The sequence below is a fragment of the Paraburkholderia phymatum genome, assembly GCF_038900715.1.
GTDB lineage: Bacteria > Pseudomonadota > Gammaproteobacteria > Burkholderiales > Burkholderiaceae > Paraburkholderia > Paraburkholderia phymatum_A.
Genome location: NZ_JAYMRZ010000032.1, coordinates 15,774 through 38,464 on the forward strand (window position 1 = coordinate 15,774; position 22,691 = coordinate 38,464).

A 22,691-nucleotide genomic window follows, 5' to 3' on the forward strand; every position below is an offset into this window, starting at 1 on the left:
CGGTAGTGGCATTTGTGCATGTCGCCATCCTCTATCGCGAGTTGGGGTCTCCGGTTGTTGCCTCCGGTTGTTGCCTCCGGATTGCATCGTCGCGATTGTAGGGATTCAGGCTTATCGGGGGCTTAAGGGCTGGGCGAAGCAGGGGTTGAAGTTCGAACGCGCGTAGGTCGAACGTAAGGTCCAAAGCGTGGGTTAGGGAGACGCGAGCGCGGCGGGGAAATGCGTGGGACAACGCGCCCCCGAACAAATTTTCGAACTTCTCTGATAGCGCATCCGGCAGTTAAACGCTGCAATCGGACTCGGCTCCGGTGTCATCCCGACACCCGGATAATCAGGGAACGCAAATAATGGCCGAAGCATTGGAAGGCGATGGTCCGCTCCGTAAGGGGCTAACCGGCCGGCAGGCATACTTTCTTGAAGTCGCGGGGGCGGCGCAGGCAAGGGCGCTATCGGTCGTGTCGTTCGAAGCAACCGAGAAGATGGGCGAGCCAAGTGAAGTGCGCATCGTACTCACTCACCCGCAAGAGCTTTCGCGCAACGACTATCTGAACCGCGATGCGGTCTTCACGATTGACCCAGTCGACGGCATGCCCCGCAAGTTCTCCGGGTTCATCGAGCGCTTTTCGAAGCTGAAGACAACGAAGGACTACACGAGCTATCAGATCGTCGTGAAGTCGCACCTCGCCCGCCTTGCGGCCGTCACGACAAGCCAGATCTATCAGCACCAGACTACGCCGCAGATCATCGAGGCGATCCTGCGGCGTCATGGCCTCGCGGGTCATCAGTTCGTGTTCCGCCTGCGTCGCCCGTATCCACAGCACCTGTTCCGTTTCCAGTACCGCATGAGCGATCTGGCCTATATACAGATGCTGATGCAGAAGGCGGGCATTTACTGTTACATGACCGAGACCGAACACGGCGACCAGGTCGTATTTGGTGACGATCTCGACCACTACATTTACGAACCGCAACTCGAGGTTCCTTATCGGGAGAACGCAGGACTTGAATCCGCGATGGAGTCGGTGTTCTCGCTGAAGACACACGCGCAGACGGTGCCGCAATCGTTTCTCGTGGCCGACTACAACCCGGAACAGGCGTGGGAGCGCTTAAAAGACGAAGCGAACGTTGCGCCACAAGACCCGACCACCTACGGTCACGCGTATATCTACGGCATGCATCATTCTGACCAGACAGGCGTCAGATGGGAAGCGCAATTGCGCCATGAAGCGGCGATTGCCCGGCAGGTTGTCTACGACGGCGAAAGCAACGTGCTCGCACTTCAACCGGGACGGATTCTGCGCATGGATGAAGCGTTGCCTGACGCGCCCGATGGTCAGGTCATCATTGAGGTTACGCACCGGGGCGCGCGCGACACCCGCTATACGAACAGCTACAGGGCGATTTCGTGCGACCGGCGTTTCAGGTTGCAACTGGACGAAGCAGCCTGGCCCAGAATCTCCGGCTCACTGAGCGGGCGCGTCACGTCGCCCGACAGCTACAAATACGCATACGTCACATCGGCCGGTTACTACACGGTCAGATTCGATGTGGACTTCGCGGAATGGCCCAAGGGCGGCGAGAGTGTGCCGCTGCGGCTGGCGAAGCCGTTCGCGGGAGCATTGCAGACAGGCTTCCACTTCCCTGCGCTCGACGGTACGGAAGCCTTGATCGAATTTCGCGACGGGGACCCGGACAAGCCGTATATCGCCGGCTTCCATCACCACAGCCAGGCGGTGGATCTAGTCACCAGCGACCGGCGCTGGCTGTCGCGTAACGTAATCCGCACGCAAAGCAACAACAAGCTGCGCATGGAGGACTGGGCAGGCCAGGAAGGCATCAAGCTGGGCACCGAACACTCGGGCAAGAGCCAGCTGAATCTTGGCTACCTGGTGAATAACAGGCTCGAATACCAGGGTGAAGGCTATGAGCTAAGGACTTCGGGATGGGGGGCGATCCGTGCTGGCAAGGGCGTCATGGTCACGGCCTACGGCCGCCCCGGCGCGACCGGCCAGCAGCTCGACATGCAGGAAACCGTCGCGCAGCTTGAGAGCGCGCTTGAGCTTGCCAAGGCGCTGGCGGATTCGGCGCGCAGCGCCAAGGCCGAGCCATCCGACACCGATGCACACCAGCAGATGAAGGACGATCTGGACGGCCTGAAGAAGCCGGGACTGCTGATGAGTACCCCGGCATCGGCGGCCGTCGTGGCGGGCCAGGGGATACAGCTCGCGGCGCAGGACAGCATCAACGCCGTGGCCGGGAAGAACGCCGATATCGGTGTCGCGAAGCGCTTCACGGTCGCGGCGGGTGAGCGTGTATCGATGTTCGCGCAGAAGCTCGGGATAAAAATCTTCGCGGCCATGGGGCCGGTCGAGGTGCAAGCGCAGGGCGGCCCGATGTCGCTCATTGCGGACAAGGACGTGAGCGCCGCCAGCGTCAATGGGAAGATGAATCTGGCCGCCGCCAGGGAAATCATCCTCGAATGCGGTGGCGCATTTATTCAGATCAAGGACGGCAGCATCACGCTCGGTGGCCCGCTCGATTTGTTCATCAAGACAATTTCGGTCCAGAAAAAGGGCAAAGAATCAAAACACATACTCTTACCCGCGCTTCCTGGTTCGGAAAATCGGTTCGATGATTGTTTTAGATTGCTCGACAAGGTGACAGGGGCGCCACTTCGAAATATCGAATATGCGATCGTGCGAGCTGATGGTTCGGTGGAACATGGAGTCACAGATGACGAGGGGAGAACACATTTACTTAGCCAAACCGCCCAATCGGAAAATGTAAAAATATTCGCTTAATCAATTATTAAATTTCTTCTCAGTCCGCCAGATCTACGTTTCAAAAATTGATCCGCCATGGGGGGGCGGCGCAGTTTCAGTAGATCAGTGCGGGCAACGCCGCTTAGAAACGCTGAATATGCAATTGCCCGGACTAATTTTTCATCTCGCATCTTCTATACTATTTTTAATAAAATAAATTAAGGATTTCTTATGAGCGAAGAAACGTTCGCCATTGATTTCGAGAACAGTGCAGACGACTGGATAACCAGCCCAATGCGTCGCCGTCTCAACCTGATCTGCAAAAAGAATACCACTTTGTACACTGACGAAAGTGCAAAAGATGTTCTAATCTCAGAAAAATATGTTTTGTTAAAAATAACAACAAATATTTCTGGCTACACCATCCAAAAAGTATATGGCCATCCCAACGTTGTGACAAGCTGGGGAAAATCCATAGAGCAGCAGCCTGCAGTCGTAGTGCCGACATATCACGCGAAGTTGATTTTATTCGATTCATCCAAGGGCGAAAAAGGCTCGACACAATATCAAATAAATATCACCCGCGATGCATGGTATTATTTACGGATTAATTCCATTGGAATGACGTGGTGTCGCAACATTGCATTCGAGCCACGCGATTCAGCTAAAAATCGATATTTCACAGACCAAATTCATTTTCCGTCTGCTGCGGATCCCAACATCCATGGGTACTTTCTTATGGAAGACGAATCCCAGCGTGGGAAGAAGGAGCGTTATCTGCACGCAGAAAGAGTGAGCATCGACAATCCGTATGGAGCACCAATATCTTCTCGAAAAGATGAATTGCTTGCCGCGAACGTAATGTTCCATATTGGAGGTTTCTACGTGGCCAGAGCGAGGGCTTTGCACGCAAAATGGCTCGGCGGTTCAGAAGGATGCTTTGCATTTATACCCCAAAAAAGCATTCGCGCGACACCCAATGAAGCGGCAAAGATAACGATGGAAACGGCGTTCTTTTCTAATAAGACGTGGGTGAGCCTCACAACAATGATCGAGAGGTATCGGGACAGCGATCCGAAGAAACGGTTTTTCGTTGAGGTCGAAAAGCGAAGCCCTTATCCACGTGACGAAATCAAGTCGATATTAATGATTTCCGGCGCCTCAGCTGATATCATCGAAAAAATAAAAATCGGCGCTGCATCAGCGACGTCCATTTCTTAAAAGAGATTTAATAAAATGCAAAAAAACAACAAAAATCGTTCGTCTTCATTGAAAATCGTTGTTATTATATTTATATCAATATTTCTCGCATCAACATTGTATTTATTTTATCCTGTTATAGAATGCATACATGATTTTGGATATTATGGGGAAGACTGCAAGGAAACATTTGCATTAACGTTAATAATTCCGCTTCCGATTTTTGTGGTCGTTTGGAGTATTATTTTCGCAATTGCCGTTATAACCGCAATATCGAAGCAAAATAAATAGCTGCTATTTCGGGAATCGCATTAACGATGCATGCCCAATGTGAGGGGGCGGTTCAAGAAGCGGAAGGCATCTCTGCTTTGAAAGAATGAGGTAATCTAAGAATACAGCTTCTGCCGCTTTTCACAACCTCGTGCTAAGGATCATGGCGTCGGACAGCGCCCCGTTTTGTCCTTCAGGTTTCGCGCCGCCAAGGGGGTTGTTATCCATCCGACAAGCGCTGGAGTCGTGCCCCTAACACCCGTTGATTCCGGGTCATCTCACATGGCAGACCTTTGGAGGCTACGCCAAACGAAGCCCCGCCCAGCGTTATCTAGCAAGCCTTCGCGGCGAACCGTTGAACTCTGTTGGAGGATATCTGGTGCCGGGGACCGGACTCGTTTAGCTTGTTGACCGCCTTACTGGGCGGAACATCGCGCGGAGCGATCAATTTTGATGCCCCCTAAGATGCCACCTTCTCGCAGACCATAGGTAAATCCGACTGCGAAGGGCCGCAAAATGAAACAATACGCACTCGTTGCAACTCTCGTTGCCCTCATCGTTCTGGCGTTCGCGGTGCCCGCTGCGCACGCCGTTGGACAAGTTTTCGACCGCATCGGTCAAACGCTCAATGACATAGCCGTGAAAACCAACCCGCACGGCTGACAAAATGAGCCTACGCGATCCATATGGGACGAAGCAGGAACGCCGCGCGGACGTTGTGCCATGCGCCGCTATACAGCGCTTTCGATGCCTTGTCGCGGTTCGCTTCTTCTAGCTGGGGTCGCGCCTTCGTATGCGCCGCGCATCGCGAATCTTTGCCTGAGCAAGACACGACATCCCGAATGTGTAGGGCTAGCTGGCATGGGTTCTATGTACGTTGGTTTACACAACTCAACGAATCGGCGTCGAAACTCCCTTGTAAACGCGCGGGGTTTCAGATTAGTCTGACGACTAGAAACACAATAACACGGGGCGCAAAATGAATAAGAGTCTTGAAGGCGTACGGGGCACGGCAGCATTGCTTGTCGTCGCCTATCACATGGGCGGCGATTTCAACGCGCCGCACGCACTGGACGGCGGTTATCTCGCCGTTGACCTGTTCTTCGTGCTCTCAGGCTTCGTCATTTGCGCGGCTTATGCCAACCACATCAACGACGGCGCGGACTTGCGTAACTTCATGGTCCGACGCTTCGGACGCCTTTATCCGGCTTACATCGTTTCGACCTTCGCTTATTTCGCCTTGCTCAACTTGGTTTCGACTCCTCTGCGCGGGGAGCACGTCGCGCCGACTTCTGGTGAACTGGCCGCAATTCTTACATTAACGCAAAGTTTTCCGATGTTCGGTCATTTCGTCGGCTCGCCCGTCACATGGTCAATCAGCAGCGAGTTTTACGTGTACGTGCTGTTCGGCGCGCTTTGTCTCGCGTTGCGCGGTCGCGCGCGCGTTCTCGCGTTCGCCGTGCTGTCCGCAATCGGCCTTGCCGTCGCGATCTATCAATCTCTCATTGTTCATTCATGCATCACGCGGGGCGCGTGCCTTAACGGCGCTTTTGACTTCGGTTATGCGCGATGCCTAACGGGATTCTTCGCGGGCGCACTGGTCGCGAACTATCGGCATCATGCGTCGGTCGTCGCATTTACGCGCCCGCTAACTCAAATGCTGGCGTTCGCCTTGGCCGTTGCCGTCATTTGTTCCGCTGGTCGTGCAACAGCGTTTGCCGCGCCCGTCGCGTTTGCCGTTTTGGTCGCGTCGCTTTCAAGCGATAGCGGCCCGATTGCACGCCTTTTCACGCTTCGTCCGTTTCAAATGCTCGGCGCGGGATCGTATGCCCTTTATCTCGCGCATGATATTTTTCGCCCGTATCTGGACTACCTTGCGCCGCATGCGGCGACCGCCGCGACCCGTCTAGCGCTTGCTGGCGCGTTTCTGGCCATTTCCTTCGTCAGCGCGTATCTGCTGCATGTCGCTGTCGAAAACCCGTTTCGCGCCCGTTTTCACGCTTGGACGCCGCGCCGCGCGCCGGTCGCAACCGCTTAACCTAACCGTCCCGGCGCATCTCCTCTCGAATGCGGCCATTCGAGTCTATCGCCCGACGGCCTTGTAACCCGTCGGGCGTTTTTTCGCCCCAGCGTCGAGACGCATCCGACTGTTCGAAAAAATCGACACAGCCCGTAGCCTGTAAACTGCGGGCTGTTTTCAAGCGGCGATGGGCTTCGAGTCCCAATGCGAGCCGCCGAACGCGCGCACTGCCGCCCACATGATCGCGCGACGCCACGCCGGCACGCCGGTAACCGCCGAGGCCTCGCGCAGCACCGCATCGGCTGTCTGGCGGTCGACCAGGTGCTCGGTGTAGAGATAGTCGTGAACGACGCTCGCCTCATTGCTCGTACCGCCGGCGAGCATGTACGCGATCGGCACGCGCGGCACCGATGCAAGATCCGTGACGAAGCCAGTCGGAACGACGATCACCCGACCAGCGACATTCGAGTCATAGATCAGCGGTGACGTGAGACGCCACTTCCCATCGTCCTGCCCCGTGGCGTTCTCCATCACCAGCGACGTGAGGAACTTGCTCATTGCGTCGCCACCGGCGCAGCAGCCACGTACGCGGCGAGCGCATTCTGCAGCGCCCCCTTGAACGCACCGAGCGCGGCCACGACCACGACCTGCTGCGTCTTGTCGAGAGCCGAGACATTCGGGACGACTGCCTGCGCAGCGGAGATCGAAGAGCCGATCAGGTTGTTGACCGAGGCCAGGTCGATCGCAAAGTTAGCCGCACACGCGAGGCTGAGATCCGCATTGAACGCGACGAAACCGGGCTGCGTCGCGAACAGCGGCGTCAACGGCTCGATAGTCGGCATCAGAACGTTGCATGCCGCCGTAACAGCGTTGTGGAATTTCTGGGCGGCGGTCAGAACGGACTGGACTGCGGGCGTCGCGGGCAGCGAAACCGGATTCACCTGGACGCCAGCGCATCCAGCGAAGAGCACGGACGCGACAAGGCCTGCCGCAAGCAGCATCTTTTTCATTTCGGGATTTCCTTTCAGATATGCCGCGAGCGCGGCGGGGAGTTACTGCTGGGCGGGTGCTACGGGGTTCTTCGGGGAGTTGCGCGCTGCATATTGCGTCGCGAGCCAGTGGACTGCGGCGACGATTCCGCCGGCGATCGACACCTGATCCTGCGCAGTCAGGCTCAGTCCATAGCGGTTATTGGCCCACGCGATGGCAGCGACGAGGCCTGCGATCGCTGCGCCGGCGGTGCCGGTTGCTGCGGGAGAGGTCTGATTCATGAATGCTCCTTTCGAGAAGAAGAAACAAAACTGCTGTAGGTGCAGCGGCTATGTCGCCGGCATCACTCCTGTTTGCATGGCCTCGCAGAGACGCACCGCGCGCGCGCCGACTTGCCCATACCAAAGCGAATCCTGCATCTCCGCCGCTGCCGTCGGGTAGGCACCCCGCTCCGTCGCGGCGAGCGCGTTCTTGAAGCCCAGCAACTTGGCAATGCCGAGGTTGAAGCACATGTTCGCGAGGACGCGCTGGCGCACCTCGTCGAGCTTTCGCCACCACGGCAAATTCACATCGAGTTGATGCAACGTGTCGCCAACGTCATCGACGAGCAACTGAGTGATCTGCGCCGGCGAAAGCGGATAGGTCCAACCGGCTGGCAACGGCGACGCGCTCAGGTTGTGACCGACTCCGACAGTCGGTTTCGGAGGCTTCGACGTGTCGAGGTACGGGCGATCGCGCACAGCTTCATCGCGCCGCAGCTCCGCATAGAGAAGGGTGAGATTCATTGTGCAGCCCTCTCGCTGCGCATGTGACTCTCGATATCTTGCAGGCGCGCATCGGACTCACGCTGTTCGCGCGCGTCCTTGCGGCGCATGAAAAATACGTTGAGCGCGAACGTCGCGATCGCTGTAGCTATACCGACGAGCACGCCGATGTCGGTAAGCGTCAGCGATGAAACCAATGACACTGCACTTCCGGCGTAGCTCGCCGCTTCGGTAGCGCTAGGTCGCATCCGATTCCCCGCAAATAGAAATGGCCGCACGCGGCGACCCAATAAAAAAGCCGCCCGAAGGCGGCTCTAGCCGGAAGGTATTACAGGTTCGAACTGCCAGTTTTCTACTTGCCGCCCCAGCGCCTTAGCCAGTCATGGCGTTTTCACTCATTAGAAGCCCCGTGGCCCCAATGGTGAAACGCCGCCCGTGTAACCTAGCGGGCGGCACGTCTTGGGTTGTGGCGATTACGCCGCCGTAAAGGAAAAGACGCGCAAGCCGTAAGGAATGCTCGTGCTGTTTGAGGCGTTGATAAACACCCCAACTTGATTTGCCGTAATAAATGCGCCTACGGCGACTTGTCCGAAGGTCATCCAATTAATGCCGTCTTGCGATACTTCGAAATAGTAGTTAGTCCCGTCGGTGCGGATACTCCACCAATCCGGCACTTCCGCCCACGTCACGGCCGCAATGGCATTAGTGTTATAGCTTGTTGTCGAATTGAAATACTGGACAAGCAAACCGATCGCCGACGTACTTGTAATCTGTAACCCGAAATGGCAAATCTTCCCGCTTACGCTGTCATACAGGCAAAGCCCCGCCGTGTTATAGGTCGTGCAAGAACCTAAGAATTTAAGACGCGCCGCCATACGCCACGACGTTGTAGACGGCTTGGCCTTGACAAGCAATGCAACCGAGTCGCCCGTATGGCCCGGTTCAACAATATACATACCGTAGCTATCGTTCGCGACGGTTGAAGAACCCTGATTGACCCATGTAAAGGCCGAAGACGCGGGCGGCGTGTCGGGCGTGCCGAATCCGCTTGAAGAAGAACTGCCGCCGCTAACGTTCGTCGCTACCCATTTGCCCGTAGTGTTGTTCCAAGTGAGCGAATAGCCGTTAATGCCCGCACCTTCCGTAACGCTCACATCGGTTAGGCCGGAAAGCGTAGATGAGCCGCCCGCGCCCGATGGCACTTGCCACGTGCCATCCTCACGCAAGAAACGCGTGTTGCCAGCGGTCGCGCCCGGATCGGGAACTGCGCCCGCCGAATGCGAAGCGCCCGACGCGCCAAAAACCGGAAAATCCGCGCCGACCAATTGACGGAACAACGGAGCCGCCGCCGCGCCCGAAGACGGACCCGCAAAAACATAGTTAGCGTTTTGGTTGCCAAAACTCCCGCCACTTCCCCCCGTTGCCGACGGTTGATAGGAACGGCAATCGGTATAGCTGCTAACCGTCGTCGTGCCCGTAACGATGGAATAGAGCGGAACCTTGCCAGAAGGATAGCCCGTCGTATTCACGCTAACCGCGCCCGTCGTCGGGTCGGCGTAGACATAGTTAGTCGTTGACGCCGTGAGTGTGAGCGTCCCGTTAGCGATGGCGTGAATCTTCCCGCGCCGCTCCCAAAGCGCGACGGTTTGCTCTGTTGTTCCAAGCATGTCGGCCAGGCGATGCTGAGACAGGTCCAACTCCTTGCGAAGGAACCTGAATTCAGATCCAGTGAGGTGGCTATTCCTAGCCAGTCGTCGACCGATAGCTAGATTCAGGCGGTCAGCATCATCGAACGATATAAGTTCGTCGTTCTCCGTGCTTGCGTGTGTATTCGAATTCCAATCAACGCCCCAATTAAAAAACCGCCCGTAGGCGGTTTCGATGTCACGCTTCCTCGTGCTCGTAAGGTTCTATCGCTTCGAGTGCCCTAGCGATCTCTGCCTTGTGCATCGCCGTTTCGTAGTCAAGCTGCAACCCGGTCCAGAACTCATCGCTCGTACCGAAGAAACGGGAAAGACGCAATCCAGTGTCGACCGTAATCGCACGATGACCGGCGACAATTTCCCCAATACGTTGCTGTTGAACGCCGATGTCCTTCGCGAGACGATATGCGGTGATACCCATCGGAGTCAAAAACTCCTCCTGCAGGATTGCTCCCGGATGGGGATATGGAACTTCACGCGGCATAAGTCACCTCCTAGTGATAATCGACTATCTCGACGTCGAACGCGTTGCCCGAGTCGAAGCGGAAGCAGACGCGAAACTGGTCGTTGATCCTAATGCTATGCTGCCCGACACGATCTCGCTGGAGAGCCTCCAACTTATTGTTCGGCGGGACCCGCAGATCGTTCAGAGTCGTCGCCCGATTAAGCATCGCCAGCTTTCGCATCGCGACGGTTTCGATGTTCGCAAACCGAGCAACGCGCGTGCCAGAAAACAAAGCAGCGGTATCGGCGCATCTGAATGATTGGATCATGGTCCGGATAGTATTGCGCCGCAATAGTATCGTCAAGCAAGACTATATTGGGGTTTTCGATATAAATCTTGGCGCGATTGTTGCTGTTGTGCTGCAGTCGCACATGCGAATCGAGTAGTTCTATCGGAGCCGGGCCGCAATCTGCTCGGACGTCTCTCGGTAATAGTGCTCCTGCAGCAGCCGCAGATCCTTGTGGCCGCTAATCTTTGCCAGCGTCATCACGTCGACCTTACGTGACAGGCGGGTAAGAGCCTCGGCCCGACTGTCGTGGAAGTGTAAATCCTCGATGCACAGCGCCGCTTTGGCCTTCCTGAACAGCGCGTCGAGCGAGGCGGACGACACAGTGAAGCATTGTTCTCGATCTGCGACGACCTTCAGCAGACGCGCCGCCGCTCGCGTCAGCGGGATCTCCCGCGGCCGGCCGGTCAGGTATTGCATCTTGTGTTTGATCGTGACGACACGTTTCCTCAGATCCAGACTGCCCTTGCCGAGTGCCACGATCTCGCCCGCGCGCATGGCGGTGCGGAGTGCAATGAGGAACGCGAGCGCCACCTCCTGCTGCTTGGTCTCGGGGGCATAGCCAGTCCGATAACCGAGCCACCGGACGATCGGCCGAACCTCCTTCCACGGGTCGATACGGCGTGTGCGTGCCACCCCATCTGGGGGCATACGCAGACCCTTGAACGGGTTATGCCCCAGCCAGTGCCACTCTTCCCGGGCGATCGTGAATACGTTGCGGATCAGATTTATCTCACGATTCACCGATGCCCCGGTGATCGCTTTTGCCTTGGTGCCGTCAGGACGGACGTACCCTTTCAGACGGGCGTCCCGCCACTGGGCCACGTGCGGCGTGTTGAATTCGGAGAGGGAAAGGGAGGCTAACTGCGGAAATTCACGCAGAAAGCGATCGAGGCGCAATTTCTCCCATCGACCGCCCTCTTTGTTTGGCGACACTTTCTCGCTGTATTCGTTGACCGCATCAGCGACAGTGCGCGCCTCCGCCGCTTTCTTTTCTTGCTCGACAACCCTGGCTTCGGCTACGCGCTTCTTTTCCGCCGACGGATCAAGGCCAGCCCGGAGCTGGTCTTTCGCTTCATCGCGGGCTTTGCGCGCCGCCAGCAACGACACCGCCGGGTAGACACCCAAGGCAAGCCGATTCTCCTTCCCGTCGATCCGATACTTCAGGCGCCAGTACTTCGAGCCGTTCGGCATGACCTCGAGATACATGCCGTGGCCGTCGGTCAGTTTGTAGGACTTTTCCCGTGGTTTTGCCGCGCGCACAGCGGCGTCGGTAAGAGGCATAATTCAGCAAGGGGGCATCGACCCGCCCCAGATGGTTGGAATATGCCCCCGAAGATGCCACCTTTTTTCTTGGGCGTCTATGGTGGAATGTGGGAAATAATCGACAGATGAATCACGTAAGTCCTTGAAAACTCCTTGACTTACGGTTCTTTTTGGTAGATCCTGGGAAACGTTGGGAGAAGCTGTGGTGCCGGGGACCGGACTCGAACCGGCAAGCTGTTAAGCGGCGGATTTTCGTCACACTACGTCTTTCGACGCCGTCTGCCTCAACCGCGATCGACATCAATCGACAACGTTCGGCAGCCACGTTCGTGCGCTGGACTATGCCTTCGCCATCGCGATGCGCGTATTGCACGCCCATCGCCTTAGGCGCCCCCCGTCTAGTCTCTACACCTTCCGGCGCCTTCCGTCCCGCCGTCGGCAGGAAGAAAAACCGGCTTGGCTCGGCGTCGCCTCGAGCGCGCATCGCGCGGGTCAGGGGTTTCGCCGAATTTGAAGGGTTCTGCACCGGCCGTTTCCGGCTGGGCACTCAATGCTTTAAGTCCGCTATGTTTACCAATTTCATCACCCCGGCAGGGCGGACGCGATTCTACCATCGCGCCGCACCCCGACCAAACGGGCGCATACCCCAGTTCTCCGCGCGCCGCGCGCATTCATCGACCCGTCACAAACGTTCCCGATAATCCGCCGACGAAAACGTTTACAACAGCGCCCGCTGCTCGACGCGGATTGCGCCAGCAGGCCAACCAAGGGGAACACGACGATGACGCCCACGATCAAGGATGTCGCTGCCCACGCGGGCTTTTCGATCGCGACCGTCTCCCGCGCGATCAACGCGCCGCACACGGTCAACCCCGTCACGCTCGAGAAAGTCCGCCAGTCCATCGACGCCCTCAACTTCCGCCCGAGCCCGCTCGGCCGTCAGTTGCGCGGCGAACGCTCGCGCCTGATCGGCGTCGTGCTGCCGACGCTCGCCAACCCCGTTTTCGCGGAATGCCTGCAAGGCATCGACGAGCTTGCGTCCGCGCAAGGCTACCGGCTGATGCTGATGACGACGCAGTACGACGCCGACCGCGAGCGCCACGCGATCGAGACGCTGCGCGAACAGCGCGTCGAAGGGTTGATCCTGACGGTCGCGGACGCCGACACGCATCCTCTCCTCGACGACCTCGACCGCGACCGCATGCTGTACGTGCTGATGCACAACGATACGGTGCGCCGCCCGTCCGTGTCCGTCGACAACCGGCTCGCGGCCTATGACGGCGTGCGCATGCTGATCGCGCACGGCCATCGCCGCATCCTGATGCTCGCGGGCACGCTCGCCGCGTCGGACCGCGCGCGCCTGCGCCATCTCGGCTACGTGCAGGCGATGCAGCAGGCGGGCCTCACGCCCGCGCCCGCGCTCGAAATCGATTTCAACGCGGACGAGCTCGCGCCCTCCGTCCTCAATCATCTGACGACGGGCCCGAATCGCCCGACAGCCCTCTTCTGCTCGAACGATCTGCTCGCGATGGTCGTGATGCGCGGCCTGCGCCGCGCGCGCTTCGAGATGCCCGGCGACATGTCGATCCTCGGCTTCGACGGTCTCGCGATGGGCGAACTGCTGTCGCCGCCGCTCGCGAGCGTCTGTGCGCCGAATCGCGAGATCGGCTGCGCCGCGTGGCGCCGGCTGATCGCGCGCCTCGACGGCACGCAGCCTTCAGGCTTCGACGACGCATTGCGCACGCCGTCGCTGTCGCTGACCTTGCCGTACACGCTGCGTGAAGGCGCGACGATCGCCGCGATCTCCGACATGGCGGGCGCATCGCCGAATCGCAACGCGCGCTCGTTCGCGTGACGCCCAATACCCGCACCACCGCAAGCACCATCGCGTTCAAAACAATTTCCTTTCCACCTCCGGGAGACCTGCCGTGAACCGCCGTTACTCCATCGGTACTGCAGCGTTGCGCGTCGCGCGCGCCGCACTGGCTGCATCGTCGTTCGTGCTGACGCTGGCCGCGCCATCCGTCGCGCACGCCGACGAAACCGCGATCTGCTACAACTGCCCGCCCGAATGGGCCGACTGGGCGAGCCAGATCAACGCGATCCAGCAGAAGACGGGCATCCACGTGCCGTTCGACAACAAGAACTCCGGCCAGGCGATCGCGCAGCTGATGGCCGAGCAGAAGAGCCCCGTGGCCGACGTCGTGTATCTGGGCGTGTCGTCGGCGTTCCAGGCGAAGGACAAGGGCGTGATCGCGCCGTACAAGCCCGCGCACTGGAACGACATCCCCGCGAATCTGAAAGACCCGCAAGGCTACTGGTTCGCGATCCACTCGGGCACGCTCGGCTTCTTCGTCAACAAGGACGCGCTCGAGGGCAAGCCCGTGCCGCGCTCGTGGGCCGACCTGCTCAAGCCCGAGTACAAGGGGATGATCGGCTACCTCGATCCGTCGAGCGCGTTCGTCGGCTATGCGGGCGCCGTGGCCGTCAATCAGGCGCTCGGCGGCAGCTTCGACAACTTCAAGCCGGGCCTCGACTGGTTCGCGAAGCTGAAGGCCAACCAGCCGATCGTGCCGAAGCAGACGGCCTATGCGCGCGTGCTGTCGGGTGAAATCCCCATCCTGCTCGACTACGACTTCGACGCGTATCGCGCGAAGTACAAGGATCACGCGAACGTCGAGTTCGTGATCCCGAAAGAAGGCACGATCGAAGTGCCGTATGTGATGAGCCTTGTGAAGGGCGCGCCGCACGATGCGAACGGCAAGAAGGTGCTCGATTTCGTGTTGTCGGACGAAGGCCAGAAGCTGTGGGCGAGCGCCTATCTGCGCCCCGTCCGCGCGAACGCGATGAGCGCCGATGCCGCCGCGAAGTTCCTGCCCGCAAGCGACTATGCGCGCGCGCGTGCCGTCGACTTCGGGAAGATGGCCGAGAAGCAGCAGGCGTTCGGCGAGCAATATCTGCAGGTGATGCATTGAACGACATCACGTTCCCGCTGCGCTGGCGCATCGCGTTGATCGCGCCGGCGCTCGCGGTGTTCATCGCGTTCTGGCTGCTGCCGATGACGGCGCTCGTGCAGGTGAGCGCCGACGGTCATCTGCTGAAAACGTATGGCGCGATGCTGGCGAACACGCGCTACATGAAGAGCCTGTTCGCGACGGTCGTCCTGTCGGCCGCCGTGACGGCGACGACGCTCGCGCTCTCCGTGATTTCGGGCCTGCTGCTCGCGCGCCGCGAGTTTCCGGCCAGGCGCGTGCTGCTCGCGCTGCTGACGTTTCCGCTCGCGTTCCCGGGCGTCGTCGTCGGCTTCATGGTGATCATGCTGGCGGGACGCCAGGGGCTGATCGGCGCGCTGTCGCTCAAGCTCACGGGCGACAAGTGGGTATTCGCGTATTCGATGACGGGGCTCTTTCTCGGCTATCTGTACTTCTCGATTCCGCGCGTGATCGTGACGGTGATGGCGTCGGCGACGAAGCTCGATGCGTCGCTCGAAGAGGCGGCGCGCTCGCTCGGCGCGTCGCCGTGGCGGATCATGCGCGATGTCGTATTGCCCGCGCTGTCGCCGGGACTGATCGCGGCGGGCGCCGTGTGCTTCGCGACGGCGATGGGCGCATTCGGCACCGCATTCACGCTCGCCACCGACATCGACGTGCTGCCGATGACCATCTACACCGAGTTCACGCTGAACGCGAACATGGTGACGGCGGCCGGCCTGTCGATCGTGCTCGGCATCGTCACGTGGGTCGTGCTGTATGCGGCGCGCAGCGTCAGCGGCTCGGCCGTTGCGGCGACGGCCTGATCCTCTTTCATGTCCGATGAAGACACTCGCATGAACACCGTTGCCCACGCTACCGATACGCCGCCTGCGAGCCGCAGGCGCGCGTTCGCCCTGCCCTCGCTGCGCGCGTGGCTCGCGGCGGGCCAATGGCTCGTCACGTTGCTGTTGTGCGCGTTCCTGATCGTGCCCGTCGTGATGTCGATACTCGCGGGGCTGACGGTCAACTACTTTCAGGGCATCGCGAGCGGCCTCACGCTGCGCTGGCTCGGCGAGGTGTGGACGCAGTATCACGCGTCCGTGTTCCTGTCGCTCGAAGTCGCGCTCGCGACGCTCGTTATCACGCTGCTCACAGGCGTGCCCGCAGGCTATGTGCTCGCGCGCAGCGAGACGCGCCTTTCGCGCATCATCGAAGAGTTTCTCGTGCTGCCCATTGCACTGCCGGGTCTCGCGTCAGCACTGGCGCTGCTCGTCGTGTACGGCGGATTCACGATGTTTCGGATGAGCGTCGCGTTCATCGTCGTCGGGCATGTGGTGTTCACGCTGCCGTTCATGGTGCGCGCCGTCGCGGCCGTGTGCGCGAGCTCGGGGTTGCGCACGCTCGAAGAAGGCGCCGCGAGCCTCGGCGCGGGATTCTTTCAGCGCTTCGTGACGATCGTGCTGCCGAACGCGCGGCCCGGCATCGTCGCGGGCGCGCTCGCCGTCGTGACGCTCTCGATCGGCGAATTCAACCTGACGTGGATGCTGCACACGCCCGAAACGAAAACACTGCCCGTCGGTCTCGCCGACACCTATGCGTCGCTGCGCATCGAGATCGGCAGCGCGTACACCATTCTCTTTTTCATCATGACGATGCCGCTGCTCGTCGCGATGCAATGGCTCGGCGTCGATGCGACGGGCCAGCGCAGCATCAGGCAGAAGGCGAAGCAGAAGAACGCGCGCGTGATCGATACGCAAGCGGGCGCACCGGACCAGCCATGAAACTCGACTCCATTCCCATCACGCTGACGCGCTGCGCGAAGACGTTTCGCGGCACGCGCGTGCTCGAACCGCTCGATCTCTCCATCGGCGCGGGCGAAACGCTGGTGCTGCTCGGCCCGTCCGGCTGCGGCAAGACGACGACGCTGCGCATGATCGCCGGACTCGAACGGCCGGATGCAGGAGGCCGCGTCGCGTTCGGCGATGAAGACGTGACCGCGCTGCCCATCGAAAAGCGCCAGGTCGGCATGGTGTTTCAGAGCTATGCGCTCTTTCCGAATCTGACCGTGCGCGGCAATATCGGCTATGGCCTCAAGATCAAGCGCGTCAACGCGGACGTGGCGCGCCAGCGCGTCGACGAACTGCTCGCGATGATGCGTCTCACCGATCACGCGGACAAGCCGATCGATCAGCTGTCGGGCGGCCAGCGTCAGCGCGTTGCGCTGGCGCGCGCGCTCGCGCCGCAGCCGCGCGTGCTGCTGCTCGACGAACCGCTTACGGCGCTCGATGCAAGGCTGCGCGACACGCTGCGCAGCGAGATGAATGCGCTGCTGCGCGATCTCCGCATCACGACGGTGTACGTGACGCACGATCAGGCGGAAGCGATGGAACTGGGCGACCGCATCGTCGTGATGAGCGCGGGACGCATCGAGCAGATCGGCACGCCGCGTGACATCTACTACCGTCCCGCGAACCGCAACGTCGCGCAGTTCGTCGGCACGATCAACCGCGTGTCGGGCGAAGCGCGCGACGGCGTGCTCGCGACGACGGGCGGCTCGATCCCGCTGCCGCTGATGCACGCGACGCGTGCGCCGCACGTCGCGAGCCATGGCGACGAAGTCTTCTTCCGCCCTGAAGATGCGTGGCTCGCCGATCCGCAGAGCGCGCAACTGCGCGGCACCGTCGATGCTTCCGCGTTTCTCGGCGAACGCACGCGTCTGACGATTCGCGATGCGGCGCCCGATGCGCTGATCGTCGATGTGCCGGGGCGCGTTGAGTTGGCGCGCGGTACGCGGGTCGGTATTTCTATCGCGCAGGATGCGCTGATTGCGTTATCGTGAGTTTTTTGGTTTGGTTTGCTTGTGGTTGGGTTTGCCTGTGTTTTCGTCGGCATCCGCGATGCGCCTCGCGGCGCGGGCGTTGCCCCTGTGCGGGGCGGCACCTACTTTTCTTTGCCGCCGCAAAGAAAAGTAGGCAAAAGAAAGCGGGCTAACACCGCCAACACTTGACGTCTACCCACGGGCTCTCAACGTTCCTGGGCCTTAACCCGCGCGTCAGTCACGAGAAACAAGTGCCCGCAAAAGCGTACGTACACCACTCACGCGACAGTTGAATTTTTATCGCAATGGTTTGCTTCCAACGCACCGGAACAGTTAGCCGCAATATCGTGGCCGTAGGTACGTCATTGCGGACGTTGCCTTCTCGTGACCAAGGCGTCTCGGAGTCCCCGAATATTGAGTACCCTTGGCTAAAACCGTTAAAGGATTCTCCATGCTTCTAGCCCAGATCAGCGATCTGCATATCAAACGCCCCGGCGCGCTCGCCTATCGGCGCGTCGATACGGCCGCGCACCTGGCGCGCTGCATCGAGCGCCTGAACGCGCTCGATCCGCGCCCCGACGCCGTCGTGATGACGGGCGATCTCGTCGACCAGGGCGAACCTGAACAGTACGCGCATCTGAAGTCGCTGCTTGCGACGCTCGACATCCCGTATTACCTGTTGGTCGGTAATCACGACGACCGCAAGGCGCTGCGCGATGCGTTCAGCGAGCGCGAAGAATTGCAGACGGGCGGCGAGTTCGTGCAATACGCACTCGATATCGATCCGCTGCGCCTGATCGCGCTCGATTCGTTGGTGCCGGGCCAGAGCGCGGGGCTGCTGTGCGATGCGCGCCTCGCGTGGCTCGAAGAACAGCTCGGCGCGGCGCGCGGCAAGCCCGTGATCGTCGCACTGCATCATCCGCCGTTCGTGACGGGCATCGGCCATATGGATGCGCTGCGGCTCGAGCCGACGTCAGCGGACAAGCTCGCGGCCATCGTCGCGCGTCACCCGAACGTCGAGCGCGTGATCTGCGGACACGTGCACCGTCCGATGTTCGTGCGCTTCGGCGGCACGATCGCTTCGGCCGTGCCCGCGCCCGCGCATCAGGTCGCGCTCGATCTGCGCGACGACGCGCCGTCCGCGTTCATGATGGAGCCGCCGGCGTTCGCGCTGCATCGCTATGACAGCGTGAACGGGCTGATCACGCATCATGCGTATGTCGATGCGGCGGATGGGCCGTACCCGTTCTATGAGCCGGAGGGGACGCTGATCGATTGAGAAGCGTGAGCTGAGCGTGTTGCGAGCGGCTCGCGGGCGGAGCGCCTCCAGCAAATTCCGCCCCGCTCCGGTATGATCGGCACGCTCGACTCTCTCTCGCGCCGGCGGCTTGCCGGCCGCCGCAACATGTCCACATCTTCCTCCGACACTGTCACGTCCCAACGCTCGCTGCACGGCCTTCTTCTGCTGCTCGCGACAATCGCGGGCGTCTCCGTCGCAAACATCTACTACAACCAGCCGCTGCTCGACGACTTCCGCAAATCGTTTCCGCAGAGCGCGTCGTGGATCGGCGTGGTGCCGTCGGTGACGCAACTCGGCTACGCCGCAGGCATGCTGCTGCTCGCGCCGCTCGGCGACCGCTTCGACCGGCGCAGACTGATCCTGCTGCAGATCGCGGGTATGTGCGTCGCGTTGCTGTTCGCGGCGGCCGCGCCGAATCTCGTCGTGCTCGTGTTCGCGAGCCTCGCGATCGGTGTGCTCGCGACGATCGCGCAGCAAGCAGTGCCGTTTTCCGCCGAGCTTGCGCCGCCCTCGGGCCGCGGCCAGGCTGTCGGCACCGTGATGAGCGGCCTGCTGCTCGGCATTCTGCTCGCGCGCACGGCCGCCGGTTTCGTCGGCCAGTACTTCGGCTGGCGCGCGGTATTCGGCGCCTCGATCATCGCGCTGATCGCGCTCGCCGCCGTCATCATCTCGAAGCTGCCGCACAGCAAGCCGACTTCGACGCTCCCCTACGTCAAGCTGATCGGCTCGATGTGGCATCTCGTCGTCGAATTGCGCGGCTTGCGCGAAACGTCGCTGACAGGCGCCGCGCTTTTCGCCGCGTTCAGCCTCTTCTGGTCGACGCTCGCGCTGCTGCTGGCGGGCGCGCCGTTTCACTACGGGCCGCAAGCAGCGGGGCTGTTCGGGATCGTCGGCGCGGCGGGCGCGATGGCCGCGCCGCTCGCCGGCAAGTTCGCCGACCGGCGCGGACCGCGCGCGATCGTCTCGCTGTCGATCGTGCTGTCGGCAATCTCGTTCGTCGTGTTCGCGCTGTCGGGCACGAGCCTCATCGGCCTCGTGATCGGCGTGATCGTGCTCGACGTCGGCGTGCAGGCCGCGCAGATCTCGAACCAGTCGCGCATCTACGCGCTCAAGCCCGAAGCACGCAGCCGCGTCAACACGGTCTTCATGGTCGCCTATTTCATCGGCGGCGCGGCGGGATCGGCGGTCGGCGCGTTCGTGTGGCCGCTGTTCGGATGGGTCGGCGTGAGCATCGCCGGCTTGCTGTTCACGGCCGCGGCCGGGTTCAATCACATGCGCGGCCGCCCCGAGCCGATGGCGGCTTCCGGCACGGCCGAGTGAGTTCTGCCGTCGCTGGCTATCGATCCGTTACTGCGTCGCGCCAGCAGTCGTCACACTGACGGCGCACGCTATCGCCCATCGAGACGCGCCTGCGCATACTCATGCAGCGCATCGATCACGCGATCGAACTCGAACGACTTGTCGTAGAAGTGCCGCACGCCGTATTGCTCGCATCGCTCGCGATAGGCAGGCAGCGCGTGATTGGTCAGCACGGCGGCGAACGTCGAGTCGATCAACCCTTGCTTCTGCATATACGCGAGCACGGGCACGCTCGATCCGCCCTTCAGTTGCAGATCGACGATCACGGCGTCGAACGCTTCGCCGTCCAGCAGCGCAATCGCCTCGTCGGCAGATTCGGCATGCGCGGCCACCTGCATCGCGCCCGACGCGTCGATCGCCTCGACGATGCTGCGGCGAATCAGCGGCGAATCCTCGATCAGCAGCACACGCAGCGGCGCGTGGCCGGATTGGTCGTGTGCAGTGGCGGAGTCGGCGTTCATCGGTGGCGTTCCATGCTCTCGGTTCAGCGCAGCTTCATTCGATCAGTCCGTTCTTGATCGCGTAGTAGGTCATGTCCGCATTGTTCGTCATGTGCATCTTGTCGAGCACGCGCGCGCGATACGTGCTGACCGTCTTCACGGACAGGTTCAGTTCTTCGGCGATGTCGGTCGGAATCTGCCCGGACGCGAGCTTGCAGAAGATCTGGAACTCGCGCCCGGACAGCAGTTCGTGCGGATGCGCGGCGGAGGGCCGGTCGAGACTGTTCGCGAGCGTATCGGCGATGGTCTCCGACAGATAGCGATGCCCGCGCGCCACCGAACGTATCGCGCGCACGATCTCATCGGGCTCGCAGTCCTTGTTCAGATAGCCGTTCGCGCCCGCGCGCAACAGGTTGATCGCGTACTGGCTCTCAGGATAGCCGGAGAGGATCAGCACGCCCTGCTCCGGGCGCATCTGCCGGATCACGCGCAACGTGTCGATGCCGTTCTTGTCGGGCATCGCGATATCGAGCAGCACGACGTCGAACGGCTGCTCGCGCACGAGGCGAATCGTCTCGTCGCCCGTCGACGCTTCCGCCGCGACGCACATGTCCGGCTCGTCAGCGACGAACTGTCTGAACCCGCCTCTGACGATCGCGTGATCGTCCGCTATCAACACTCGAATCATCGTTCGCTGTCCGCTCAACCATGCACGCAGTTGCCTGCGTGGTTATCGACTCAGTCGCCCATGCAGCGCATCGCGTGGAAGTACGCAAGCGCGACGCCGGCATAGGCGCACGAGCCGCGTCCGCACGATGCACTCGCCCTACCCACGGCCCGCCAGCAGATCGGCCATGTCGTCCGCGTGCTCTTCCTCGACGGCGAGAATCTCCTCGAAAATGCGGCGCGTCGTGACATCGCCATCGCCGAGATAGCGGATGATCTCGCGATACGTATCGATCGCGATGCGTTCCGCGACCAGGTTCTCGCGAATCATGTCGGTCAAATCGCGGCCTTCCTTGTATTCCGAGTGCGAGCGCGCCGTCAGGCTGTCGGGCGCGAAATCGGGTTCGCCGCCCAGTTGCACGATGCGCGCGGCGAGCTGGTCCGCATGCCCCTGCTCTTGCGTCGCATGCTCGAGGAATTCCTGCGCGACGGCTTCCGAATTGATGCCCTTCGCCATGAAATAGTGACGCTTGTAGCGCAGCGTGCAGATCAGCTCCGTCGCGAGCGCGCCGTTCAGCAGCTTGAGCACGGCCTCGCGGTCCGCGCCATAGCTTTGCGTGACGGGACCTTCGTCCATGTCCTTGCGGGCCTGCTCGCGAATTTTCTGGAGATCCATCACGAACTCGCCTTTCGATGACTTCGACATTGACTGACTCCTTGTTCCGGTATCGTGGGAAACGTGCACCGGACCGCCGTCTGCGATGCGCGGCAGCGGCCCGTGCGCGCTGGGGAAGTGATGCCTGGGCTACGTTCGGAACACGCCAAGCAGCAGCGTGACGACGAACACAACCAGGAAGATGTAGAACAGAATCTTCGCGATTTCGGCGGCGCCGGCGGCAATGCCGGTGAAGCCGAAAATGGCGGCGATGATCGCGATCACGAAGAATACGAGTGCGTAGTGCAGCATGACGACGCTCCTTCCTGTTTAAGCGATGTTGTTATCGCGGTCCGACGAGTGGTGCGTGCTTCTCTTTGCTGTTGCGTTGCATCGGGTGGGCTTCGCTAATCGACGATCTTTTTCGTCACGATGAAGCCGAGCACGAGAAACACGACGCACAGGATCAGGAACACCACGAACAGGAACTTCGCGATGGCCGCCGCGCCTGCCGCAATGCCCGTAAAGCCGAGCAGTCCTGCGATCACGGCAATCACGGCGAAGAACAACGCCCACTTCAGCATGATGGCAACCTCCCTGGATAAACGATCGCTAACACCTATCGTAGGGAGCATGTTGCGTACCCGCATTCGGAGGCTCGCTGTTTTTCATGTGGGAATCCACCGACATCGGCTTTCGGCGCGTGGTCCGCGCC

General features: G+C 60.6%; 25 protein-coding genes. 11 read left to right on the top strand and 14 right to left on the bottom strand.

The window, feature by feature from the left end; all coding sequences use genetic code 11:
• Positions 1-347: 347 nt before the first annotated feature.
• The 4 genes from VSR68_RS37545 (at position 348) to VSR68_RS37560 (ending at position 6,270) form a co-directional block, all read left to right on the top strand.
• Complete coding sequence (locus VSR68_RS37545; protein ID WP_342944590.1) at positions 348-2,801, top strand: type VI secretion system tip protein VgrG; 2,454 nt, start codon at positions 348-350, stop codon at positions 2,799-2,801.
• A gap of 192 nt (positions 2,802-2,993) precedes the next feature.
• Positions 2,994-3,983 (top strand): hypothetical protein, encoded by a 990-nt coding sequence (locus VSR68_RS37550; protein ID WP_342944591.1) that lies wholly within the window; start codon positions 2,994-2,996, stop codon positions 3,981-3,983.
• A gap of 765 nt (positions 3,984-4,748) precedes the next feature.
• Positions 4,749-4,895 (top strand): hypothetical protein, encoded by a 147-nt coding sequence (locus VSR68_RS37555; RefSeq protein ID WP_342944592.1) that lies wholly within the window; start codon positions 4,749-4,751, stop codon positions 4,893-4,895.
• A gap of 316 nt (positions 4,896-5,211) precedes the next feature.
• Entirely contained in the window at positions 5,212-6,270 is a 1,059-nt protein-coding gene (locus VSR68_RS37560) for an acyltransferase (RefSeq protein WP_342944593.1), read from the top strand.
• A 159-nt stretch (positions 6,271-6,429) separates the two neighbouring features.
• Here the strand turns inward: VSR68_RS37560 and VSR68_RS37565 are convergent, their stop codons facing one another.
• The 9 genes from VSR68_RS37565 to VSR68_RS37605 form a co-directional block, all read right to left on the bottom strand.
• On the bottom strand, positions 6,430-6,810 hold the full coding sequence (locus tag VSR68_RS37565; RefSeq protein ID WP_342944594.1) for a DUF1353 domain-containing protein: 381 nt from the start codon (positions 6,808-6,810) through the stop codon (positions 6,430-6,432).
• Positions 6,807-7,262, bottom strand: a complete 456-nt coding sequence (locus VSR68_RS37570) for a hypothetical protein (RefSeq protein ID WP_342944595.1) — start codon at positions 7,260-7,262, stop codon at positions 6,807-6,809. Before VSR68_RS37570 ends, VSR68_RS37565 begins: the two co-directional genes overlap by 4 nt.
• Positions 7,263-7,304: 42 nt before the next feature.
• Positions 7,305-7,523, bottom strand: coding sequence for a hypothetical protein (locus VSR68_RS37575; protein ID WP_342944596.1), 219 nt, complete (start codon positions 7,521-7,523; stop codon positions 7,305-7,307).
• Between the two features lie 48 nt (positions 7,524-7,571).
• Positions 7,572-8,027 carry a glycoside hydrolase family protein gene (locus tag VSR68_RS37580; protein ID WP_342944597.1) on the bottom strand — a complete coding sequence of 152 codons (456 nt, stop codon included), beginning with the start codon at positions 8,025-8,027 and terminating at the stop codon, positions 7,572-7,574.
• On the bottom strand, positions 8,024-8,254 hold the full coding sequence (locus tag VSR68_RS37585) for an HP1 family phage holin (RefSeq protein WP_342944598.1): 231 nt from the start codon (positions 8,252-8,254) through the stop codon (positions 8,024-8,026). The genes VSR68_RS37580 and VSR68_RS37585 overlap by 4 nt, the downstream gene beginning before the upstream one ends.
• A 225-nt stretch (positions 8,255-8,479) precedes the next feature.
• On the bottom strand, positions 8,480-9,703 hold the full coding sequence (locus tag VSR68_RS37590) for a hypothetical protein (protein ID WP_342944599.1): 1,224 nt from the start codon (positions 9,701-9,703) through the stop codon (positions 8,480-8,482).
• A 187-nt stretch (positions 9,704-9,890) separates the two neighbouring features.
• Positions 9,891-10,193, bottom strand: a complete 303-nt coding sequence (locus VSR68_RS37595) for a HigA family addiction module antitoxin (RefSeq protein ID WP_342944600.1) — start codon at positions 10,191-10,193, stop codon at positions 9,891-9,893.
• Between the two features lie 10 nt (positions 10,194-10,203).
• Complete coding sequence (locus tag VSR68_RS37600; protein ID WP_342944601.1) at positions 10,204-10,482, bottom strand: type II toxin-antitoxin system RelE/ParE family toxin; 279 nt, start codon at positions 10,480-10,482, stop codon at positions 10,204-10,206.
• A 120-nt stretch (positions 10,483-10,602) separates the two neighbouring features.
• Entirely contained in the window at positions 10,603-11,784 is a 1,182-nt protein-coding gene (locus tag VSR68_RS37605) for an integrase family protein (RefSeq protein WP_342944602.1), read from the bottom strand.
• A gap of 763 nt (positions 11,785-12,547) precedes the next feature.
• On the opposite strand from VSR68_RS37605, the gene VSR68_RS37610 reads away from it, so the two are divergent.
• The 7 genes from VSR68_RS37610 (at position 12,548) to VSR68_RS37640 (ending at position 20,176) form a co-directional block, all read left to right on the top strand.
• Positions 12,548-13,621: a LacI family DNA-binding transcriptional regulator gene (locus VSR68_RS37610; protein ID WP_342944603.1), complete on the top strand. Its 1,074-nt coding sequence runs from the start codon at positions 12,548-12,550 to the stop codon at positions 13,619-13,621.
• 106 nt (positions 13,622-13,727) lie between these two features.
• A complete protein-coding gene (locus VSR68_RS37615) occupies positions 13,728-14,741 on the top strand; it encodes an ABC transporter substrate-binding protein (protein WP_428983677.1) in 1,014 nt (337 codons plus the stop codon).
• Positions 14,738-15,562, top strand: coding sequence for an ABC transporter permease (locus tag VSR68_RS37620; RefSeq protein ID WP_342944604.1), 825 nt, complete (start codon positions 14,738-14,740; stop codon positions 15,560-15,562). The genes VSR68_RS37615 and VSR68_RS37620 overlap by 4 nt, the downstream gene beginning before the upstream one ends.
• A 30-nt stretch (positions 15,563-15,592) precedes the next feature.
• Positions 15,593-16,519: an ABC transporter permease gene (locus tag VSR68_RS37625; protein WP_342944605.1), complete on the top strand. Its 927-nt coding sequence runs from the start codon at positions 15,593-15,595 to the stop codon at positions 16,517-16,519.
• A complete protein-coding gene (locus tag VSR68_RS37630) occupies positions 16,516-17,577 on the top strand; it encodes an ABC transporter ATP-binding protein (RefSeq protein ID WP_342944606.1) in 1,062 nt (353 codons plus the stop codon). Before VSR68_RS37625 ends, VSR68_RS37630 begins: the two co-directional genes overlap by 4 nt.
• Before the next feature lie 430 nt (positions 17,578-18,007).
• Positions 18,008-18,835 (top strand): phosphodiesterase, encoded by an 828-nt coding sequence (locus VSR68_RS37635; protein ID WP_342944607.1) that lies wholly within the window; start codon positions 18,008-18,010, stop codon positions 18,833-18,835.
• Positions 18,836-18,961: 126 nt separating this feature from the next.
• Positions 18,962-20,176 (top strand): MFS transporter, encoded by a 1,215-nt coding sequence (locus tag VSR68_RS37640; RefSeq protein ID WP_342944608.1) that lies wholly within the window; start codon positions 18,962-18,964, stop codon positions 20,174-20,176.
• A 68-nt stretch (positions 20,177-20,244) separates the two neighbouring features.
• On the opposite strand, the gene VSR68_RS37645 is transcribed toward VSR68_RS37640, so the two are convergent.
• The 5 genes from VSR68_RS37645 to VSR68_RS37665 form a co-directional block, all read right to left on the bottom strand.
• A complete protein-coding gene (locus VSR68_RS37645; protein WP_342944609.1) occupies positions 20,245-20,676 on the bottom strand; it encodes a response regulator in 432 nt (143 codons plus the stop codon).
• A gap of 34 nt (positions 20,677-20,710) precedes the next feature.
• Complete coding sequence (locus VSR68_RS37650) at positions 20,711-21,343, bottom strand: response regulator transcription factor (protein ID WP_342944610.1); 633 nt, start codon at positions 21,341-21,343, stop codon at positions 20,711-20,713.
• A gap of 138 nt (positions 21,344-21,481) precedes the next feature.
• On the bottom strand, positions 21,482-22,027 hold the full coding sequence (locus VSR68_RS37655; protein ID WP_342944611.1) for a ferritin-like domain-containing protein: 546 nt from the start codon (positions 22,025-22,027) through the stop codon (positions 21,482-21,484).
• Positions 22,028-22,126: 99 nt separating this feature from the next.
• On the bottom strand, positions 22,127-22,288 hold the full coding sequence (locus tag VSR68_RS37660; RefSeq protein ID WP_090872098.1) for a DUF1328 domain-containing protein: 162 nt from the start codon (positions 22,286-22,288) through the stop codon (positions 22,127-22,129).
• A 95-nt stretch (positions 22,289-22,383) separates the two neighbouring features.
• Positions 22,384-22,560, bottom strand: coding sequence for a DUF1328 domain-containing protein (locus VSR68_RS37665; protein ID WP_152765980.1), 177 nt, complete (start codon positions 22,558-22,560; stop codon positions 22,384-22,386).
• Between the last annotated feature and the right edge of the window lie 131 nt (positions 22,561-22,691).

What these genes read in the sequence shown, in the direction of transcription:
- VSR68_RS37545 (WP_342944590.1), top strand. Translation starts at nt 348, where the DNA reads ATGGCCGAAGCATTGGAAGGCGATGGTCCGCTCCGTAAGGGGCTAACC.
- VSR68_RS37550 (WP_342944591.1), top strand. Translation starts at nt 2,994, where the DNA reads ATGAGCGAAGAAACGTTCGCCATTGATTTCGAGAACAGTGCAGACGAC.
- VSR68_RS37555 (WP_342944592.1), top strand. Translation starts at nt 4,749, where the DNA reads ATGAAACAATACGCACTCGTTGCAACTCTCGTTGCCCTCATCGTTCTG.
- VSR68_RS37560 (WP_342944593.1), top strand. Translation starts at nt 5,212, where the DNA reads ATGAATAAGAGTCTTGAAGGCGTACGGGGCACGGCAGCATTGCTTGTC.
- VSR68_RS37565 (WP_342944594.1), bottom strand. Translation starts at nt 6,810, where the DNA reads ATGAGCAAGTTCCTCACGTCGCTGGTGATGGAGAACGCCACGGGGCAG.
- VSR68_RS37570 (WP_342944595.1), bottom strand. Translation starts at nt 7,262, where the DNA reads ATGAAAAAGATGCTGCTTGCGGCAGGCCTTGTCGCGTCCGTGCTCTTC.
- VSR68_RS37575 (WP_342944596.1), bottom strand. Translation starts at nt 7,523, where the DNA reads ATGAATCAGACCTCTCCCGCAGCAACCGGCACCGCCGGCGCAGCGATC.
- VSR68_RS37580 (WP_342944597.1), bottom strand. Translation starts at nt 8,027, where the DNA reads ATGAATCTCACCCTTCTCTATGCGGAGCTGCGGCGCGATGAAGCTGTG.
- VSR68_RS37585 (WP_342944598.1), bottom strand. Translation starts at nt 8,254, where the DNA reads ATGCGACCTAGCGCTACCGAAGCGGCGAGCTACGCCGGAAGTGCAGTG.
- VSR68_RS37595 (WP_342944600.1), bottom strand. Translation starts at nt 10,193, where the DNA reads ATGCCGCGTGAAGTTCCATATCCCCATCCGGGAGCAATCCTGCAGGAG.
- VSR68_RS37600 (WP_342944601.1), bottom strand. Translation starts at nt 10,482, where the DNA reads ATGATCCAATCATTCAGATGCGCCGATACCGCTGCTTTGTTTTCTGGC.
- VSR68_RS37605 (WP_342944602.1), bottom strand. Translation starts at nt 11,784, where the DNA reads ATGCCTCTTACCGACGCCGCTGTGCGCGCGGCAAAACCACGGGAAAAG.
- VSR68_RS37610 (WP_342944603.1), top strand. Translation starts at nt 12,548, where the DNA reads ATGACGCCCACGATCAAGGATGTCGCTGCCCACGCGGGCTTTTCGATC.
- VSR68_RS37625 (WP_342944605.1), top strand. Translation starts at nt 15,593, where the DNA reads ATGAACACCGTTGCCCACGCTACCGATACGCCGCCTGCGAGCCGCAGG.
- VSR68_RS37630 (WP_342944606.1), top strand. Translation starts at nt 16,516, where the DNA reads ATGAAACTCGACTCCATTCCCATCACGCTGACGCGCTGCGCGAAGACG.
- VSR68_RS37635 (WP_342944607.1), top strand. Translation starts at nt 18,008, where the DNA reads ATGCTTCTAGCCCAGATCAGCGATCTGCATATCAAACGCCCCGGCGCG.
- VSR68_RS37640 (WP_342944608.1), top strand. Translation starts at nt 18,962, where the DNA reads ATGTCCACATCTTCCTCCGACACTGTCACGTCCCAACGCTCGCTGCAC.
- VSR68_RS37645 (WP_342944609.1), bottom strand. Translation starts at nt 20,676, where the DNA reads ATGAACGCCGACTCCGCCACTGCACACGACCAATCCGGCCACGCGCCG.
- VSR68_RS37650 (WP_342944610.1), bottom strand. Translation starts at nt 21,343, where the DNA reads ATGATTCGAGTGTTGATAGCGGACGATCACGCGATCGTCAGAGGCGGG.
- VSR68_RS37655 (WP_342944611.1), bottom strand. Translation starts at nt 22,027, where the DNA reads ATGTCGAAGTCATCGAAAGGCGAGTTCGTGATGGATCTCCAGAAAATT.
- VSR68_RS37660 (WP_090872098.1), bottom strand. Translation starts at nt 22,288, where the DNA reads ATGCTGCACTACGCACTCGTATTCTTCGTGATCGCGATCATCGCCGCC.
- VSR68_RS37665 (WP_152765980.1), bottom strand. Translation starts at nt 22,560, where the DNA reads ATGCTGAAGTGGGCGTTGTTCTTCGCCGTGATTGCCGTGATCGCAGGA.